Raw genomic sequence first — 17237 nt, forward strand, 5'->3', positions numbered from 1 at the left:
TGGCATGGAATCGGTGGGGACCGCCGGCGCACGCGGCGCCGTGGGCTCGAAGGAATGGGCACCGGCCGCGCGGGTGCGGGGCATGGGAACGTCGATCTTCACGGAGATGACGGAGCTGGCCCGCCGCACCGGGGCGGTGAACCTCGGCCAGGGCGTCCCGGAGCTGCCCAGTCCGCCCGAGCTCCTCAAGGACGTCGCGGACGCCGTGCTGTCCGGCGCCAACCAGTACCCGCCCGCCGTCGGCTTCCCCGCCCTGCGCGAGGCGATCGCCGCGCACCAACTGCGCCGGTACGGGCTCGACTACTCGCCCGCGGGCGAGGTGCTGGTCACCACCGGCGCGACGGAGGCCCTGGCCGCGGCGCTGCTCGCGCTCTGCGACCCGGGGGACGAGATCGTCGCCTTCGACCCCTGCTACGACGCGTACGCCGCCGACGCCCGGCTGGCCGGCGCCCGGCTCGTGGGTGTCCCCCTCGCCCTCGACGGCGACGGCTTCGCCCTGGACGCCGACGCGCTGCGCGCCGCGGTCTCCGCGCGCACGCGGGTGCTCGTCCTGAACACCCCGCACAACCCCACGGGCAAGGTGTTCACGCCGGACGAGCTGGCCGTCGTCGCCGGCATCGCGCGGGAGCACTCGCTCACGGTGGTCACGGACGAGGTGTACGAGCACCTCGTGTACGACGAGGGGGCGCGGCACCTGCCCATCGCGTCGCTGCCGGGCATGCGGGAGCGGACGCTGATCGTCTCCTCGGCCGGCAAGACCTTCAACACGACCGGGTGGAAGGTGGGCTGGGTCTGCGGTCCCGCGCCGCTCGTCGCCGCGGTGGGGGCGGCGAAGCAGTTCCTGACGTACGCCTCGGGCACCCCGTACCAGGAGGCGCTGGCCCGGGCGCTGGGCTCGGTGGAGGGCTGGGCGGCGGAACTGCGCGGCACCCTGCGCCGCAACCGCGACCTCCTGAGCGACGGCCTGACACGGGCGGGCCTGCGCCCCTTCCGCGCCGACGCCGGCTACTTCGTCCAGGCGGACGTGCGGCCGTGGGGGTACGAGGACGGCGTGCGGTTCTGCCGCGACCTCCCCGCACGAGCGGGCGTCGTCGCCATCCCCACCTCGGCGTTCTACCTGTCTCCGGACGCCCCGTCCTGGCTCGTCCGCTTCTCGCTCTGCAAGCGGGAGCAGTCCCTGCGCACCGCGGTGGACCAGCTGATCAGCGCGCGGTGAGTGGCTGAGGGAACAGCCGGCCGCCGCGAGCGCCGGGCCGTGAACCTCTGGAGTTCCTCAACTCGGCTTTGCGGTGGGACGGGCAGGGGCATCCCCCTGGCACGACGGAGCACGGCCCACGGGGGACCTGCTTCGGGGGACGCAGAAGGAGTGTGGTGGCCGTGATCGGGTTCTTCATCCTCATCGGGGTGGTCGTCGTCGTCCTGGCCGTGGTGTTCGGCCGCAAGAAGAGCGGCAAGGCGCGCGGCGGATGGGGTGGTGGCGGCGCGACGAGCGGCTCGGTGGGTGGGGGCAGCTGGTGGGCCGGGAGCAGTGACGGCGGCGGCGGTCACCACGGGGGCCACCACGGCGGTCACTCCTGCGGAGGCGGTTCGTCCTGCGGGAGCAGCGGGTCTTCGTGCGGGGGCGGTTCCTCGTGCGGAGGCGGCGGGGGCGGATGCGGCGGAGGCAGCTGACACGGGGCAGCTGGTCCACCGGTTCGACGAAGTGCCCGGCGGGGGCGGATGTTTCCCGCCGGGCGCTTCGGCGTCGGGCGCGGAGTGCGACGGGGGCGTGCTCGCAAGCCGTGCTGTGATTGCTGTACTGAACAGTTGAACTGTGCAGCCCTCATGGGGATGGAAACCCTACGAAGTTGGGTAAAAACGCTGTGGCAGCGTCGCCGACCATGATTCCCTCTTGTCCGTCAGCACCGCCCTCGTACGTCGCAGGTTTCGCGGACCGTGTTCTGGAAACCCGTCAGATGACGTTCTCGTGGGCACGAGCCGGCATTCCGACCTCCCGGTGGCCGCACCGGGTGCGCCGGCCCCACCTCCATTGAGTGTTAGCGGAGCCGACCCATGCTCACGACCCTGAACACCGCGTACACCGACACGCGCGCCGAGGACCTCGCCTGGGCCCTGGGCCGCGAGCCCCTGCCCGCCCTCGCCACCCTGGACCTCGAACTGGGCGGCGCGAAGATGCAGTTGAGACTGCTCGGGGCCTCCCACCAGGTCCTCCTCGAGGAGGAGCAGGGCGGCTGCTCGGAGACGGTGGCCTGTATCCCCGGCAGCAGCACCCCGCTCCCGCTCGGCGTCTCCAAGCGCATGGGCGAATGGGACTACGAATTCGCGGCGCGCGTAGAAACGTTGTCGCATGGTCAGTTCGTCGGCAGAGCACAGGAGTTGCTCGCCCTGGTCGCCGAACACCCGCACGGCCTCGCCGGAAAGTTCCCCGGCAGTCCGTACGCCTTCACCGCGATGCTGGCGCAGCGGGACGAGGACGCGCTCATGTGGCGTACGTGGCACGCGTATCCGCAGGAGGGCCAGCTGGTGGCGACCCGGACCCGGGTGGGCGTGCGCATGCCGATGTCCGCGGCGCTGTGACGGCGCGGGGGCGGGAATCGCGCACATGTGCCCGGCATGGAGCCGGAGTTACACCCATGTGGGGGACCCGGAGTGAGCATGCCGTGACGTAGCGTTCCTGGCGTGATCGAGTCGTCGGTGCGGTTGCCGGTCTCGCCCCAGACAGGACGGTTCTTCGTCCTGGCGGGCGTGTTCGTCTGCGCTGCCTGCGGCCTCGTCTACGAACTGGAACTGGTCGCCCTCGCCTCCTACCTGATCGGCGACTCCGTCACCCAGGCCTCCGTCGTGCTCTCCGTGATGGTCTTCGCCATGGGCGTCGGCTCGCTCCTCGCCAAGCGGCTGCGGTGCCGCGCCTCCGTCTGGTTCGGCCTCGTGGAGTCGGCGCTGGCCCTGACCGGCGGCTGCAGCGCCATGGCGCTGTACGCGGCGTTCGCGTGGACCGGCGAGCGCGGCGAGATGTGGGCCGGCGGATCGCGGTACCTGCTCGTCGGGTTCTCCCTCGCCATCGGCGTCCTGATCGGCGCCGAGGTGCCGTTGCTGATGGTGCTGATCCAGCGCATCCGGCGCCAGGACGCCAGCGGCGCCGTCGCCGACCTCTTCGCCGCCGACTACGTGGGCGCCCTCGTCGGCGGGCTCGCCTTTCCCTTCCTGCTGCTGCCGTTCTTCGGCCAGCTGACCGGCGCCCTGTTCACCGGCGCGGTCAACGCCCTGGTGGGCGGCGCGCTCGTGTTCGGCCTGTTCCGGCGCGACCTCAGCGTGCGCGGGCGCTGGGCGCTCCTCACCGCGAACGTCCTCGTCCTCTCCCTGCTCGCCTCCGCCGCCGTGCTCGTCGACGACTTCGAGCGGGCCGCCCGGCGCGCGGTGTACGGCGGGGACATCCGCGTCGCCGTGCAGACCGACGTCCAGGAGGTCGTCCTCACCGGCGGCAGGCGGCGCTCCCTCAACCTCTTCCTCGACGGGCGGCTGCGCATCAGCGGCCGCGACGAGAAGCGCTACCACCAGGGCCTGGTCTCTCCCGCGATGCGCGGGCCGCACGCGCGCGTGCTGGTCCTCGGCGGCGGTGACGGCCTCGCGGCGCGCGAGATCCTCCGCCACCCCGGCGTGCGCCGCCTCGACATCGTCGAGATGGACGCGGGCGTGCTCGACCTCGCCCGGCACGACCCCGCGCTGAGCCAGCTGAACGGCCACGCCTTCCGCGACCCGCGGGTCCACGTGGTGAACGCCGACGCCTTCCGCTGGCTGCGCTCCGCGCGCGCGAGGTACGACGTCGTCATCTGCGACCTGCCGGACCCCGGCATCACCGCCAGTACGAAGCTGTACTCCCAGGAGTTCTACGGCCTCGCCACCCACGTCCTCGCCGGCACCGGCCGGCTCGCCGTGCACGCCGGGCCGCTCGCGTCCCGCCCGCGCACCTTCTGGACGGTGGAGGCGACGCTGCGCGCGGCGGGCCTGCGGACCGTGCCCTACCGCGTCGGCGGCCGGCAGACCGGCTTCGCCGCCGGGCCCGACCGCACGGCCCGGGGCGGCCGGGCGCCGAGGGACTGGGGCTTCGTGCTCGCCTCGCGGACCCGGCCCGTCCTGCTGCGCGCGGCCGGATCCGAGGTGGTGCGCGCCGGGGTGCTGTCGGCCGAGCGGAGCAGACAGCCCGGGCTCGCGCCCTCCACGCTCGTACACCCGCGTTACGCGAACTGAAGTACAAGCTCCGACGAACTGGCGTGCAAGTGGCTGACTCGTGGGTAGGCTCGGTTGACATGGAGCATGAGGTGTTCGTTCCGGTTTCGGCAGAGCGGCTCCGGCAGGTCCTGGCCGACCCCGAGCGGGTCGCCGGGGCGGTACCCGGGCTTCAGCGCGACGCGGAGGAGGCGGCGAAGCCGCTCTCCGGGCGCCTCAAGGTGCGCGTCGGCGGGCACTCCATCACCTACCGCGGCACCGGCGAGGTCGAGTCCGGCTCCGACGGGGCGTACACGCTGCGGGCCGAGGGCGCCGAGGTGCGCGGGTCCGGATCCGTGCGGCTCTCCCTCGCGCTGCGGCTGGTGCAGGGCACGGACGGGACGACCCTCGTCTTCGACGGGAGCGCGACGGCCGACGGCCGGATCACCGAGGGCGCCCCCGAGATCGTCGAGGCCGCGATGCACCGGCTGCTCGAACGTTTCGGCGAGGGGCTCGCGGCCGCGGCGCCGCCCGACACGGCGCCGGACGACGCGTCCGGGACCCGGCAGGCCACCGTCTTCGACACCGCGGTGCCGCCGCCCGCCCTCGACCCGCTCAGCGACGACCTGGACGAGGCCGGCGAGCTCGACGAGGACGACGAGGACGACGACGACCTCGACGGCCTGCCCGACGTGGGCGACGCCGACGACGTCATCGCCGAGGCCGAGGCCATCGACGCGGAGGACATCGAGAACCTCGGGAACATCGAGGACCTCGACGTACCGCCCGCCGAGGCCGCCCACGCGCGCCGCACCATGATCGGCCGCAGCGCCGAAGAGGTCGACCACGCCCCGCCCCGCGGCCGGTACGCGCCGGCGCCCGCCCCCGAGGCCCTCACCGCCGGCGCCACCCTGCGCTGGGCCGCGCCCGCCGCCGCCGTCGCGATCGCCTCGGCCATCGTGGTGGGCCGGGCCCTGCGCCGCCGCCGCTGACCCCGCACGCCGTAGGGTCGGCCCCGTGAGTACCGACAACGTGATCCTGACCGCGGGCGACGCGGAACTGACGGTGCAGCCGGGCAACGGCTGCCGCATCACCGGCCTGCGCATCGGCGGTGTCGAGCTGCTGCGCCAGGGCGAGAAGTACGGCTGCTTCCCGATGGTGCCGTGGTGCGGACGCATCCGGGAGGGGCGGTTCCACGACGGCGCGACCGTCCACCAGATGCCGCTGAACTCACCGCCGCACGCCATCCACGGCTTCGGCCGCGACGCCGAGTGGCGCACCGCCCGCACCGGCGCGGGCGAGGCGGTCTTCACGTACGACCTGACCGACCCCTGGCCCTACCCGGGCCGGGTCACCCAGATCGTGGAGCTCACCGAGGAGGCGCTGACGCTGCGCCTCGGCATCGAGACGCGCGGCGGCTCCTTCCCCGCGCAGGCCGGCTGGCACCCGTGGTTCAACCGGAACCTCGGCGGCGAGGACGTCCTGCTCGACTTCACGGCCGCCTGGCAGGAGGAGCGCGGTGAGGACCACCTGCCCACCGGGCGCCGCGTCGACCCGCGGCCGGGCCCCTGGGACGACTGCTTCGGCATGCCCGACGGGGTGGACGTCACGCTGACCTGGCCCGGACAGCTCCAGGTGAACGTCACGAGCCGCGAGCAGTGGGCCGTCGTCTACGACGAGCAGGAGGCCGCGGTCTGCGTGGAGCCCCAGACCGGGCCGCCGAACGGGCTCAACACCGAACCGCGCCTGGTCACCCCCATCGAGCCGCTGGAGACGGCGACGACCTGGACCTGGCGACGGCTCTGAGCGGTGCGCCGGGTGGCGTGCCGAGCCCGGCGTCGAGCGGTGCGTCGAGCGGCGTGCCGAGCGGTGTGCCGGGGGTCCGTGCGGCGGCTTTAAGCTCTTGGGCATGACTGACGTACGCGGCGAGCTGCTGCAGCAGATCAAGGACAAGGCCGTCGTGCACGGCAAGGTGACGCTCTCCTCCGGCCTGGAGGCCGACTACTACATCGACCTCCGCCGGATCACCCTCGACGGCGCGGCCGCCCCGCTGGTCGGCCAGGTCCTCCTGGACCTTACCGCCGACCTCGACTTCGACGCCGTCGGCGGCCTGACCATGGGCGCCGACCCGGTCGCGGGCGCGATGCTGCACGCCTCGGCCGCCCGCGGCAGGCGCCTGGACGCCTTCGTGGTGCGCAAGGCCGCCAAGGCGCACGGCATGCAGCGCCGCGTCGAGGGCCCGGACATCAAGGGCCGCCGGGTCCTGGTCGTCGAGGACACCTCCACCACCGGCGGCTCGCCGCTGACCGCCGTCGAGGCGGTCCGCGAGGCGGGCGCCGAGGTCGTCGGCGTCGCCACGATCGTGGACCGGGCGACCGGCGCCGGCGAGAAGATCACCGAGGGCGCGGGCGTGCCGTACCTCTTCGCGTACTCCAAGGACGACCTCGGCCTCACCGACTGACCCGGCCGCGTCCGGGATCCGGACGGGCCGGAGCCGCCCGGCGAGTCTGGAAAGATGGGGGCGACGATGACGTCGCCCCCTTAGGTCAGGGCCAAGCACACACCCGCACATCACAAGGAGCGGACACATGCCCATCGCAACCCCCGAGGTCTACGCCGAGATGCTCGACCGGGCGAAGGCAGGCAAGTTCGCCTACCCGGCGATCAACGTGACCTCCTCGCAGACCCTGCACGCGGCCCTGCGCGGCTTCGCGGAGGCCGAGAGCGACGGCATCATCCAGATCTCCACCGGTGGTGCGGAGTTCCTGGGTGGCCAGCACAACAAGGACATGGTGACCGGCGCGGTCGCGCTCGCCGAGTTCGCGCACATCGTCGCCGCGAAGTACGACGTCACCGTCGCGCTGCACACCGACCACTGCCCCAAGGACAAGCTGGACACCTACGTCCGTCCGCTGATCGACGTCTCCGCGGAGCGCGTCAAGGCCGGCCGTGATCCGCTGTTCCAGTCGCACATGTGGGACGGCTCCGCCGAGACCCTCGCCGACAACCTGGCCATCGGCCAGGAGCTGCTCGCGAAGGCCGCCGCCGCGAAGATCATCCTCGAGGTGGAGATCACCCCGACGGGCGGCGAGGAGGACGGCGTCACCCACGAGATCAACGACGAGCTGTACACGACCGTCGACGACGCGCTGCGCACCGCCGAGGCCCTGGGCCTGGGCGAGAAGGGCCGCTACCTCCTGGCCGCGTCCTTCGGCAACGTGCACGGCGTCTACAAGCCGGGCAACGTCGTCCTGCGCCCCGAGCTCCTCAAGGACCTCCAGGAGGGCGTCGCCGGCAAGTACGGCAAGCCCGCCGGTGCGCAGCCGTTCGACTTCGTCTTCCACGGCGGCTCCGGCTCGACCGCCGAGGAGATCGCGACCGCCCTGGAGAACGGCGTCGTGAAGATGAACCTCGACACGGACACGCAGTACGCGTTCACGCGTCCCGTCGCGGACCACATGTTCAAGAACTACGACGGCGTCCTGAAGGTCGACGGCGAGGTCGGCTCGAAGAAGACGTACGACCCGCGCACCTGGGGCAAGGCCGCCGAGGCCGGCATGGCCAAGCGCGTCACCGAGGCCTGCGCGAACCTGCGCTCCACGGGCACGAAGCTGAAGTAACGCCCACGGCGTCCGTACGGGCCCGGCACCCTTCCCTGGGTGCCGGGCCCGTCCGCGTATGCAGCAGACTGGAACCCATGGCCATTCACAAGGATCTGCTCGGGGGACCGCCCCCGACCCACCTGCCCGACGACCCGGAGCCGCGCGAGCTGCTCGCGAACGGCACCGCGGCTGCCGACGTCGCCGCGAAGTACCCCACGTCCTCGCTCGCCTGGGCCCGTCTCGCCGACGAGGCGTACGAGCGCGGCAGCGTCGTCGAGTCGTACGCGTATGCCCGTACGGGCTACCACCGGGGCCTGGACTCCCTGCGCCGCGCGGGCTGGAAGGGCCACGGCCCGGTGCCGTGGGAGCACGAGCCCAACCGGGGCTTCCTGCGCGCCCTGCACGCGTTGGCGCGGGCCGCGCAGGCGATCGGGGAGCAGGAGGAGTACGAGCGCTGCGCGGGCTTCCTCCGGGACTCCTCGGAGACCGCGGCGGAGACGCTCGGCTGACGTCGGCGGTGCCCCCGGGGTGAGGTCGGCCCCGGGGGCTCCGCCCCCGGACCCCCCGTATCGGCCTGGACGGCCTCGTCCTCAAACGCCGGACGGGCTGAAACCCCGTGCCGCGCCCGCCGGACGGGCTGGGCCCCGGCGCCGGGGTGGGTTTAGGGGCGCGGGGAACTGCGCGACCGGCCACGACGGACCCGCAGGCGAACTCGAACTCGAACTCGAACTCGAACTCGAACTCGAACTCGAACTCAGACCAGCGTGCGCAGCAGGCCCGCCTCGTACGGTGCCGCTTCCGCCAGGCAGTCCGTCAGCGCCTTGTTCGCCCATTCCGGGTCCGCGATCAGGCTGCGGCCCACCGCGATGACGTCGAACTCGTCGCGTTCCATCCGGTCCAGGAGCAGGTCGATGCCGGTCGTGGTGGTGGTCTCCGTGGAGAAGGACTCCGCGGCCGTGAACTCCTTGTCGAGGCCCACCGAGCCCACGGACAGCGCGGCCTTGCCGGTCAGCTTCTTGACCCAGCCCGCGAGGTTCAGGTCGGCGCCGGCGAACTCGGGGAGCCAGTAGCGGCGCGTGGAGGCGTGGAAGGCGTCGACGCCCGCGGCCGCCAACGGCGCGAGCAGCGCGTCGAGTTCGGCCGGGTCGGCGGCCAGCTTCTCCTCGTAGGCGTTCGCCTTCCACTGGGAGAGCCGGAGGATCACGGGGAAGTCCGGCGAGACCGCCGCGCGCACCGCCTCGACGATCTCCCGGGCGAAGCGGGCGCGGGAGGCGAGCCCGCCGCCGTAGCCGTCGGTGCGGCGGTTGGTGCGGCCCCAGAAGAACTGGTCGATCAGGTAGCCGTGCGCGCCGTGCAGTTCGATGCCGTCGAAGCCGGTCCGCTCGGCGTCGGCCGCCGCGCGCGCGAAGGCCGCGACGATCTCGTCGATGTCGGCGGACGTCAGCGCGTGGCCCTTCGCCGCGCCGTCCAGGTCCAGGCCCGAGGGCCCTGCCGGGGGCGCGTCGGGGAAGGGGCCGTCGCCCGCGTTGCGGGTCGCGCCCACGTGCCACAGCTGCGGGACGACGGCGCCGCCCTCGGCGTGCACGGCCTCGGCGACCCGCCGCCAGCCCGCGAGGGCGGCCTCGCCGTGGAAGCGCGGGACGCGGTGGCTGCTGCCCGCGGACGCGTGGTCGACGTAGGTGCCCTCGGTGACGATCAGGCCGACGCCGCCCGCGGCACGGCGCGCGTAGTAGGCGGCCACGTCCTCGCCCGGTACGCCGTCCGGGGAGAACTGGCGGGTCATGGGCGCCATGGCGATCCGGTTGCGGAGGGTGAGGCCGTTGATGTCGAAGGGGCGGCCGAGTATCCGCGCGGCGCGCGAGGTGGTCGGATCGGTGGGGGCCGTGGCGTCCATGCGCTCTCCTGGGGTGCTGCGAGGGTGTCCGGTGCGAACGGGGGTCATTCACGCCTGACAGCACTGTAAGCACTTTGCCCCTGTCTGGCCAAGGCGGGTACCGTGAACGGCATGAACTGGCCCGCGACCGAGCGTCTCTCCCTGGCCCCCGCGCCCGGCGGCCTCGCCCTCGTCCAGGAGCTCCTGAACACCGCGTCCGCCGCCCCCGCCGACCCCGCCGACCTGCTCGCCGACGGGGCGCTGGACGCCGCCCAGGAGTGGGCCGACCGGGCCGTGCGGTCCTGGGGGGACGAGACGGGCCGCGGTGACGTACGGCTCGTGCTGACCGCGGAGGACCTGCCGAATCTGCGCTGCCTGCGGGACCAGCTGCGCCGCGCGCTCGCCGCCTGCGACGAGGGCGGCGGCGCGGTGCGCTTCACCTCCGCGCCGGTCGTGGTCGCGCTGTCCGGGGACGGCGCGCTGGCCGTGGAGCCGGAGGGCGCGGGCGCCCGCTGGCTGGTCTCCGCCGTGCTCGCCGAGGGGCTGCTCGCCCAGGCCACGGGGGTGTGGCGGCGGCTGAAGATCTGTCGCAACGCCGACTGCGCGGCCGCCTTCTACGACCGTTCCCGCAACAACAGCGGCGTCTGGCACTCGGTGCGCGGCTGTGGGAACGCCGCCCATCTGCGGGCCTGCCGGGAGCGCCGCCGCGTGCGGGACTGAGCGGGACGTCATCCGGGCAGACAGTCCCGTATGCGTTTCGGTGCTGTGCGGGTTTCTGGCTCCCTTGCCGATTGCGGGAAAGTTGCAGAAGATTCCGGTGGGGACCGGGGCCCCCGTGCCGGTAACGGCAGGGGCGGACCGCTACCCGGAGCACGTATCGAGGAGACAGCGATGTCCCCAGAGACGCATGAGGCATCCCCCGAGGAGCGCGCGGCGTCCACCGAGGTCCCCGAGGCCGAGAGCCCGAACCTCGACTTCGCAGGCACCACCCCGTACGAGGACTACGTCCAGGCGGACGTCCTCACCCACCTCCAGCACCTGCGCTCGGACGACCCCGGCGAGATGGTCTTCCTGGTCACCACCCAGGTCATGGAGCTGTGGTTCACGGTGATCGTCCACGAGTGGGAGACCGCGGCGCACGCCCTGCGGCGCGACGACATCCCCGTGGCGCAGAACGCGCTCAAGCGCAGCCTGCGCGAGCTGGAGGCGCTGAACGCCTCCTGGCACCCGCTCGCCCAGCTCACCCCGGCCCAGTTCAACTCCTACCGCGGTTCGCTCGGCGAGGGCTCCGGTTTCCAGTCGGCGATGTACCGCCGCATGGAGTTCCTGCTCGGCGACAAGTCGGCGTCCATGCTCGTCCCGCACCGGGGCGCGCCGCGCGTCCACGCCGAGCTGGAGAAGGCGCTGCAGGAGCCGAGCCTGTACGACGAGGTGCTCGCGCTCCTCGCCCGGCGCGGCCACGCGATACCGCAGTCCGTCCTGCAGCGCGACCTGACCAGGAAGTACGAGCCGTCGCCCGAGGTCGAGGCCGTCTGGACGGAGCTCTACGCCGGCGACGAGAGCGGCGAACTGGCCCGCCTCGGCGAGACGTTGACGGACGTCGCCGAGCTGGTGTGGCGCTGGCGCAACGACCACCTGGTCGCCACCCGCCGCGCGATGGGCTCCAAGACCGGCACGGGCGGCTCGGCCGGCGTCGCGTGGCTGGAGAAGCGCGCGCAGAAGAACGTCTTCCCCGAGCTGTGGACTGCGAGGAGCCATGTCTGAACCCCGCACGGACGATCTGCGGGCCGAGGCCGAGGCGCTCGACGCCCGGGACGAACTGCGCGCCAAGCGCAAGGAGTTCGTCCTCGACGACACGGTCTACCTGGACGGCAACTCGCTGGGCGCGCTGCCCGCGCACGTCCCGGACCGCGTCGCCGACGTCATCACACGGCAGTGGGGCGAGCTGCGCATCCGCTCCTGGGGCGAGAGCGGCTGGTGGACCGCGCCCGAGCGGATCGGCGACCGCATCGCGCCGCTGGTCGGCGCCGGACCCGGCCGGATCGTGGTCGGCGACTCGACCAGCGTGAACGTCTTCAAGGCGCTGGTGGCCGCCGTCCGTATGGCCCGGACGGCCGAGGGCCCGGACGCCGGGCGCGACGAGATCGTCGTCGACGCCACCACCTTCCCCACCGACGGGTACATCGCCGAGTCGGCGGCCCGCCTCACCGGCTGCCGGCTGATCCCGGCCGCCCCCGCCGACGTGCCCGGCGTCCTCGGCGAGCGCACCGCCGCCGTCCTGCTCAACCACGCCGACTACCGCACCGGCCGGCTGCACGACCTGCCCGGTCTGACGGCGGCGGTCCACGCGGTGGGCGCCCTCGCCGTCTGGGACCTCTGCCACACGGCGGGCGCCCTGCCGGTCGGCCTGGACGAGCACGGCGTGGACCTCGCGGTGGGCTGCACGTACAAGTACCTGAACGGCGGCCCGGGTTCGCCCGCCTACCTCTACGTACGGGCGGAGCTCCAGGACCGCTTCGACTCGCCGCTGCCCGGCTGGAACTCGCACGCCGAACCCTTCGGGATGCGGCCGGAGTTCGAGGCGGCCGACGGGGCGCTGCGCGGTCGCGTCGGCACGCCGGACATCCTGTCGACGCTCGCTCTGGAGGCGGCGCTCGACGTCTGGGACGGCGTGTCGGTCGAGGAGGTGCGCGCCAAGTCCCTGGCGCTGACCGACTTCTTCCTGCGCTGTGTCGGCGCGTACGTGCCGCAGGGGCGCGTGCACTCCCTCACGCCCGCCGCGCACGCCGAACGCGGCAGCCAGGTCGCCCTGCGCTGCGCGGACGCCGGTGACGTGATGCGGCGCCTGATCGAGCGGGGCGTGGTCGGCGACTTCCGCGCGCCGGACGTGCTGCGGTTCGGTTTCACGCCGCTCTACGTCTCGTTCGGCGACGCCGAGCGGGCCGCCCGGGTGCTGGCGGAGACGCTGGGCTGATAACGTCCGGCGGATCTTGCTCCCGTTCTCCCGCTCCTTGGCGCCGGGAGGGCGGGGGCCCGTCAGCCGCACTGCTGTTGAGAGGTTGCCGCATGCCGGACGACGCCGCCGTGGCCCGCGATGCCGCCGAGGCCGAGGCCGCCTTCGCGCATCCCGCCGTGGAGCCGGACACCACCGCCGCGTACGGGGACCACCCCGACCAGGTCGTCGACTTCTACGCCCCGCGGGGCGACGCGGAGGCCTCCGCCCCGCTCGTCGTCGTGCTGCACGGCGGCGCGTGGCGGGCCCCGTACGACCGGCACCACCTCACCCCCTTCGCGGACTTCCTGGCCCGCCGCGGCTTCGCGGTGGCCAGCGTCGAGTACCGCAGAGGCAGCCCGATCCCCGCGCAGGGCGGCACCGACCCGGTCGCCGGGCGCTGGCCGGAGACCTTCGACGACGTGGCGGCCGCCCTGGACGCGCTGCCCGCCCTCGTACGGGACGCGCTCCCGGCCGCCGACCCGCGCCGCACGGTGCTCACCGGGCACTCCGCGGGCGGCCACCTCGCCCTGTGGGCGGCGGCGCGGCACCTGCTGCCCGCGGACGCCCCCTGGCGCACCGCACGCCCGGCGCCCTTGCGCGGCGTCGTCGCGCTCGCGCCCATCGCGGACTTCCGGGCCGCCGAGGAGCTGGAGGTCTGCGGCGGCGCCTGCGCGCAGCTCCTGGGCGGCGCCGACCGCTTCGACGAGCGGCTCCCGTACGCCGACCCGGCCGCGCTGCTGCCCACCGGCATCGCCACGACCGTGGTGCAGGGCCGCGCCGACATCACGGTCCCCGAGGCGGTCGCCGAGGCGTACGCGGACGCGGCGGCGAAGGCCGGCGAGGTGGTGGGCCTGACGCTCCTGGAGGACGTCGGCCACTTCCCGCTGATCGACCCGGCGGCGGACGCGTGCGCGGTGGTGGCCGAGGAGATCGCGCAGCTGGCGTACTGACCCCTGTAGTACCTGGGACGGATGCCGCGGAACCCGTCTTGCTGCGGACGACCTCGCGCGGCCGCCCCCGTACCGTCGTAGAGGTGACCGAGAAGACCGAGCCGCTCGCGGCCAGAGGCCAGCAGAGTCCCGAGTACCGCCTGGTCGTGGGCGTCTTCGGCGGCCTGCGCCAGACGCTGTTCCACGACGCCTTCGCCTACCGCCCGCTGCCGCCCCGGGCCACCGACGGGCCGCTCATCGGCCGGCTGCCCCGGCGGATACGCCGGTACGCGGCCTGGCTCCCGCACGCCCTGGTGGGGTCCGCCGCCCTGATCACCCTGTTCATCGGCCTCGGCGGGGGCGGGTTCGGCAACACCCTCGCGTACGCGCTGACCGGGCTGATCCCCGCCGTCGCGGTCCTGATGACGCTGGCCAGGCCGGTCGGCGCCTACTGGGTGGCGCTGCTCTCCACCCCGTTCACCGGGGTGCTCGGCAACACCTGGGACGGCTGGCCGTGGGCGCCCGCCGCCTTCTTCGCGCACCTCGTGGTGATGGTCGTGGTGGCGGCACGGACCGGCCCGCGCACCGCCGTGTGGATGTGGCTCGGGACGGCGGCGTACGCGCTGGCGACGCAGGTGTTCCTCGGCGGCACCCCCGTCAACGACAGCCCGGAGATGCTGTTCTTCTCCGCCGTCGCGCTGCTGATCACCACCATGGTGCACGTACGCCGCGAGGCGCAGCGCGAGGTCACCGTGCAGCGCACCGTCACCGCCATCGAGCGGGACAAGCGCACGCTCCTGGAGGAGCGCACCAACATCGCCCGCGAGCTGCACGACGTCGTCGCCCACCACATGTCGGTGGTCGCCATCCAGGCGGAGGCCGCGCCCTACCGGGTGGAGAACCCGCCGCCCGAGCTGGAGCAGGCGTTCGTGACGATCCGCGAGAACGCGGTGTCCGCCCTCACCGAGCTGCGCCGCGTCCTCGGTGTCGTCCGGGCGGAGGACTACGAGGCGCCGGACGCCCCGCAGCCCACGCTCGCCGACCTCGACCGGCTCCTGGACAACGTCCGCGACGCCGGCCTGACCGTCGACAAGGTGATCACCGGGGCGGTCCGCGAGCTGCCGCAGGGCGTGGAGCTGTCGGCGTACCGCATCGTGCAGGAGGCGCTCAGCAACAGCCTGCGCCACGCGCCCGGCGCGGACGCCCGCGTCGAGGTCGGCTACGTGCTCGGCGGCCTCGGCCTGCGTGTCGTCAACGGTCCGGCGACGGGCCTCGTCAAGCCGTCCCCGGGGGCCGGCCACGGCATCACGGGCATGCGCGAGCGTGTCACGATGCTGAACGGCGAGATGACGGCGGAGCCGACGGCCGACGGCGGCTACGAGGTCACCGTCTTCCTGCCGGTCCCGCACGCGGACCGGATCGACCCGGCCGGAGAGGACCTGGCATGACCATCCGTGTGCTGATCGCGGACGACCAGATGATGGTCCGCGAGGGCTTCTCCGTGCTGCTGAACGCCATGCCCGACATCGAGGTGATCGGCGAGGCGGTCAACGGCCGCGAGGCGGTCCGGCGGGTGCGGGAGCTCGCCCCCGACGTGGTCCTGATGGACATCCGCATGCCCGAGCTGAACGGCATCGAGGCGACCCGCGAGATCATCGCGTCCGAGGGCGAGGCCAAGGTCCTGGTCCTGACCACGTTCGACCTCGACGAGTACGTCTATCAGGCGCTGCGCGCCGGCGCCTCGGGCTTCCTCCTGAAGGACGCGTCGGCACGCCAACTGGCGGACGGCGTACGGGTGGTGGCATCCGGCGAGGCCCTGCTCGCGCCCACCGTGACGCGCCGCCTGATCACGGAGTTCTCGAGGCTGGCGGAGACGCCGCGGCTCTCGGCGGCGGTCCAGGCCCAGCAGTACGGGGAGCTCACCGAGCGCGAGACGGAGGTCCTCGTCCTCATCGCGCAGGGCCTGTCGAACGCGGAGATCGCCTCCCGGCTGGTGGTCGCCGAGTCCACGATCAAGACGCATGTGAGCCGGGTCCTGGTGAAGCTGGGTCTGCGGGACCGCACGCAGGCGGCGGTGTTCGCGTACGAGGCGCGGCTGGTCACGCCGGGGTGAGACGGGGGCTGTTCACGGCGGGGCGGGCGGACTAGCGTCGCGCCATGGAGCCGGCCTTCGACGTCACCGAGGTCTTCGCCCCGGCCTCGCCGGGGTTCGTCGCCGACCCCTACCCGGCGTACGCGCGCCTCAGGGCGGCGGGCCGCGTCCACCACTACGCGCCGACCGGCCAGTGGCTGGTCCCGCACCACGCGGACGTCGCGGCGCTGCTGCGCGACCGCCGCCTCGGCCGCACCTACCTGCACCGCTTCACCCACGAGGAGTTCGGCCGTACGCCACCGCCGGCCGCGCACGAGCCGTTCCACGTCCTCAACGACAACGGCATGCTCGACCTGGAGGCGCCCACGCACACCCGCATCCGCCGCCTGGTGTCGAAGGCGTTCACGCCCCGCACGGTCGAGCGACTCAGGCTGTACATCGAGGAGTTGGCGGACCGCCTCGTGCGCGACCTGGTGGCGGACGGCGGCGGGGACCTCGCGGCGCGGGTCGCCGAACCCCTGCCGGTGGCGGTCATCGCCGAGATGCTCGGCGTCCCGGAGTCCGACCGGCCGCTGCTGCGGCCCTGGTCGGCGGCGATCTGCGGCATGTACGAGCTGAAGCCGTCCGAGGAGACGGCGGCCGGGGCGGTCCGCGCCTCGCTCGAATTCTCCGCGTACCTGCGCGAGCTGATCGCCGCCCGCCGCGAGGAGCCGGGCGAGGACCTGATCTCCGGCCTCATCGCGGCGTACGAGGACGGGGAGTCGCTCAGCGAGCAGGAGCTGATCTCGACGTGCGTGCTGCTGCTGAATGCGGGGCACGAGGCGACGGTGAACGCCACGGTCAACGGCTGGTACGCGCTGTTCCGCAACCCGGCGCAGCTGGCCGCCCTGCGCGCGGACCCGGCCGGCCTGGTGCCGGGCGCCGTCGAGGAGCTGATGCGCTACGACACCCCGCTCCAGCTCTTCGAGCGGTGGGTCCTCGACGACATCGAGATCGACGGGGTGACGGTCCCGCGCGGCGCGGAGCTGGCGCTGCTCTTCGGCTCCGCCAACCACGACCCGGCGGTCTTCGCGCGCCCCGCCGAGCTGGACGTGGCCCGCCGGGACAACCCGCACATCAGCTTCAGCGCGGGCATCCACTACTGCGTGGGCGCGCCGCTGGCCCGCATGGAGCTGGCGGCCTCGCTCCGGGCCCTGCTGCGCCGGGCCCCTGCCCTCACCCTCGCCGCGGAACCCCGCCGCACCCCGAACTTCGTGATCCGCGGCCTCCAGGAACTACTGGTCGAACCGTAGACCGGGCCGCCCGGCTCCGCTCCGCGGCGGGGGGTGGGTGCGTGGGGGTTCCTCCCCCGCTCCCCCCGCAGACCGCAAACAGCCCCACCGCTCCGCGGCGGATGTATCCCACCCACCCGTTTGCCCCGCACCGCAGGGTCGGAGTAGGAGCGAGCGGCCGGGTCCACCCGGCGACGGGTGGCTGGCGCGGAGCCGCCCCACCGGCCCGCACCCGCAAACGCGCGGGAGGGGACGTGGGGGTATGTGCG

Annotated in this window: 17 protein-coding genes; 16 read left to right on the top strand and 1 reads right to left on the bottom strand. The window is 73.5% G+C overall.

Translation table 11 applies throughout. The features are described 5' to 3' along the window. Positions 1 to 4 precede the first annotated feature (4 nt). The 9 genes from ACZ6B8_RS14545 to ACZ6B8_RS14585 all read left to right on the top strand — a co-directional run bounded on the left by ACZ6B8_RS14545 (position 5) and on the right by ACZ6B8_RS14585 (position 8317). The gene (locus tag ACZ6B8_RS14545; RefSeq protein WP_471607423.1) at positions 5 to 1216 is read left to right on the top strand and encodes an aminotransferase class I/II-fold pyridoxal phosphate-dependent enzyme; all 1212 of its coding nucleotides are present in this window, start codon (positions 5 to 7) and stop codon (positions 1214 to 1216) included. 161 nt (positions 1217 to 1377) lie between these two features. Further along, positions 1378 to 1671, top strand: coding sequence for a hypothetical protein (locus ACZ6B8_RS14550; protein WP_471086978.1), 294 nt, complete (start codon positions 1378 to 1380; stop codon positions 1669 to 1671). Between the two features lie 381 nt (positions 1672 to 2052). Beyond that, positions 2053 to 2577 carry a DUF2617 family protein gene (locus tag ACZ6B8_RS14555; protein ID WP_471086981.1) on the top strand — a complete coding sequence of 175 codons (525 nt, stop codon included), beginning with the start codon at positions 2053 to 2055 and terminating at the stop codon, positions 2575 to 2577. 102 nt (positions 2578 to 2679) lie between these two features. Further along, positions 2680 to 4248 carry a polyamine aminopropyltransferase gene (locus tag ACZ6B8_RS14560; protein WP_471086984.1) on the top strand — a complete coding sequence of 523 codons (1569 nt, stop codon included), beginning with the start codon at positions 2680 to 2682 and terminating at the stop codon, positions 4246 to 4248. A gap of 59 nt (positions 4249 to 4307) precedes the next feature. Then, the gene (locus ACZ6B8_RS14565; RefSeq protein WP_471607424.1) at positions 4308 to 5198 is read left to right on the top strand and encodes an SRPBCC domain-containing protein; all 891 of its coding nucleotides are present in this window, start codon (positions 4308 to 4310) and stop codon (positions 5196 to 5198) included. A gap of 25 nt (positions 5199 to 5223) precedes the next feature. Continuing rightward, positions 5224 to 6012 (top strand): aldose epimerase family protein, encoded by a 789-nt coding sequence (locus tag ACZ6B8_RS14570; RefSeq protein ID WP_471086990.1) that lies wholly within the window; start codon positions 5224 to 5226, stop codon positions 6010 to 6012. 103 nt (positions 6013 to 6115) lie between these two features. Beyond that, the gene (pyrE, locus tag ACZ6B8_RS14575) at positions 6116 to 6667 is read left to right on the top strand and encodes an orotate phosphoribosyltransferase (RefSeq protein WP_471086994.1); all 552 of its coding nucleotides are present in this window, start codon (positions 6116 to 6118) and stop codon (positions 6665 to 6667) included. Between the two features lie 127 nt (positions 6668 to 6794). Next, on the top strand, positions 6795 to 7826 hold the full coding sequence (fbaA, locus tag ACZ6B8_RS14580) for a class II fructose-bisphosphate aldolase (protein ID WP_471086997.1): 1032 nt from the start codon (positions 6795 to 6797) through the stop codon (positions 7824 to 7826). A 77-nt stretch (positions 7827 to 7903) separates the two neighbouring features. Continuing rightward, positions 7904 to 8317 (top strand): DUF3151 domain-containing protein, encoded by a 414-nt coding sequence (locus tag ACZ6B8_RS14585; RefSeq protein ID WP_471607425.1) that lies wholly within the window; start codon positions 7904 to 7906, stop codon positions 8315 to 8317. 245 nt (positions 8318 to 8562) lie between these two features. Here the strand turns inward: ACZ6B8_RS14585 and ACZ6B8_RS14590 are convergent, their stop codons facing one another. Continuing rightward, the gene (locus ACZ6B8_RS14590; protein ID WP_471607426.1) at positions 8563 to 9702 is read right to left on the bottom strand and encodes an oxidoreductase; all 1140 of its coding nucleotides are present in this window, start codon (positions 9700 to 9702) and stop codon (positions 8563 to 8565) included. 111 nt (positions 9703 to 9813) lie between these two features. On the opposite strand from ACZ6B8_RS14590, the gene ACZ6B8_RS14595 reads away from it, so the two are divergent. From ACZ6B8_RS14595 to ACZ6B8_RS14625, 7 genes are all read left to right on the top strand, one after another. Further along, positions 9814 to 10401, top strand: coding sequence for a CGNR zinc finger domain-containing protein (locus ACZ6B8_RS14595; protein ID WP_471087006.1), 588 nt, complete (start codon positions 9814 to 9816; stop codon positions 10399 to 10401). A gap of 171 nt (positions 10402 to 10572) precedes the next feature. After that, the gene (locus tag ACZ6B8_RS14600; RefSeq protein ID WP_471087009.1) at positions 10573 to 11445 is read left to right on the top strand and encodes a tryptophan 2,3-dioxygenase family protein; all 873 of its coding nucleotides are present in this window, start codon (positions 10573 to 10575) and stop codon (positions 11443 to 11445) included. After that, positions 11438 to 12655, top strand: a complete 1218-nt coding sequence (gene kynU / locus ACZ6B8_RS14605) for a kynureninase (protein WP_471087012.1) — start codon at positions 11438 to 11440, stop codon at positions 12653 to 12655. Before ACZ6B8_RS14600 ends, kynU begins: the two co-directional genes overlap by 8 nt. Before the next feature lie 92 nt (positions 12656 to 12747). Further along, complete coding sequence (locus tag ACZ6B8_RS14610) at positions 12748 to 13626, top strand: alpha/beta hydrolase (RefSeq protein WP_471607427.1); 879 nt, start codon at positions 12748 to 12750, stop codon at positions 13624 to 13626. Further along, positions 13623 to 15053: a sensor histidine kinase gene (locus tag ACZ6B8_RS14615; RefSeq protein ID WP_471607561.1), complete on the top strand. Its 1431-nt coding sequence runs from the start codon at positions 13623 to 13625 to the stop codon at positions 15051 to 15053. Before ACZ6B8_RS14610 ends, ACZ6B8_RS14615 begins: the two co-directional genes overlap by 4 nt. Continuing rightward, positions 15050 to 15718, top strand: a complete 669-nt coding sequence (locus tag ACZ6B8_RS14620; RefSeq protein WP_471087018.1) for a response regulator — start codon at positions 15050 to 15052, stop codon at positions 15716 to 15718. Before ACZ6B8_RS14615 ends, ACZ6B8_RS14620 begins: the two co-directional genes overlap by 4 nt. Before the next feature lie 44 nt (positions 15719 to 15762). Continuing rightward, positions 15763 to 16989: a cytochrome P450 gene (locus ACZ6B8_RS14625; protein ID WP_471607428.1), complete on the top strand. Its 1227-nt coding sequence runs from the start codon at positions 15763 to 15765 to the stop codon at positions 16987 to 16989. Positions 16990 to 17237: the final 248 nt, after the last annotated feature.

It is taken from the genome of Streptomyces sp. NPDC041122, assembly GCF_055592445.1.

What these genes read in the sequence shown, in the direction of transcription:
- ACZ6B8_RS14595 (WP_471087006.1), top strand. Translation starts at nt 9,814, where the DNA reads ATGAACTGGCCCGCGACCGAGCGTCTCTCCCTGGCCCCCGCGCCCGGC.
- ACZ6B8_RS14600 (WP_471087009.1), top strand. Translation starts at nt 10,573, where the DNA reads ATGTCCCCAGAGACGCATGAGGCATCCCCCGAGGAGCGCGCGGCGTCC.
- ACZ6B8_RS14610 (WP_471607427.1), top strand. Translation starts at nt 12,748, where the DNA reads ATGCCGGACGACGCCGCCGTGGCCCGCGATGCCGCCGAGGCCGAGGCC.
- ACZ6B8_RS14585 (WP_471607425.1), top strand. Translation starts at nt 7,904, where the DNA reads ATGGCCATTCACAAGGATCTGCTCGGGGGACCGCCCCCGACCCACCTG.
- ACZ6B8_RS14545 (WP_471607423.1), top strand. Translation starts at nt 5, where the DNA reads ATGGAATCGGTGGGGACCGCCGGCGCACGCGGCGCCGTGGGCTCGAAG.
- ACZ6B8_RS14625 (WP_471607428.1), top strand. Translation starts at nt 15,763, where the DNA reads ATGGAGCCGGCCTTCGACGTCACCGAGGTCTTCGCCCCGGCCTCGCCG.
- ACZ6B8_RS14620 (WP_471087018.1), top strand. Translation starts at nt 15,050, where the DNA reads ATGACCATCCGTGTGCTGATCGCGGACGACCAGATGATGGTCCGCGAG.
- ACZ6B8_RS14565 (WP_471607424.1), top strand. Translation starts at nt 4,308, where the DNA reads ATGGAGCATGAGGTGTTCGTTCCGGTTTCGGCAGAGCGGCTCCGGCAG.
- fbaA (WP_471086997.1), top strand. Translation starts at nt 6,795, where the DNA reads ATGCCCATCGCAACCCCCGAGGTCTACGCCGAGATGCTCGACCGGGCG.
- ACZ6B8_RS14590 (WP_471607426.1), bottom strand. Translation starts at nt 9,702, where the DNA reads ATGGACGCCACGGCCCCCACCGATCCGACCACCTCGCGCGCCGCGCGG.
- kynU (WP_471087012.1), top strand. Translation starts at nt 11,438, where the DNA reads ATGTCTGAACCCCGCACGGACGATCTGCGGGCCGAGGCCGAGGCGCTC.
- ACZ6B8_RS14555 (WP_471086981.1), top strand. Translation starts at nt 2,053, where the DNA reads ATGCTCACGACCCTGAACACCGCGTACACCGACACGCGCGCCGAGGAC.
- pyrE (WP_471086994.1), top strand. Translation starts at nt 6,116, where the DNA reads ATGACTGACGTACGCGGCGAGCTGCTGCAGCAGATCAAGGACAAGGCC.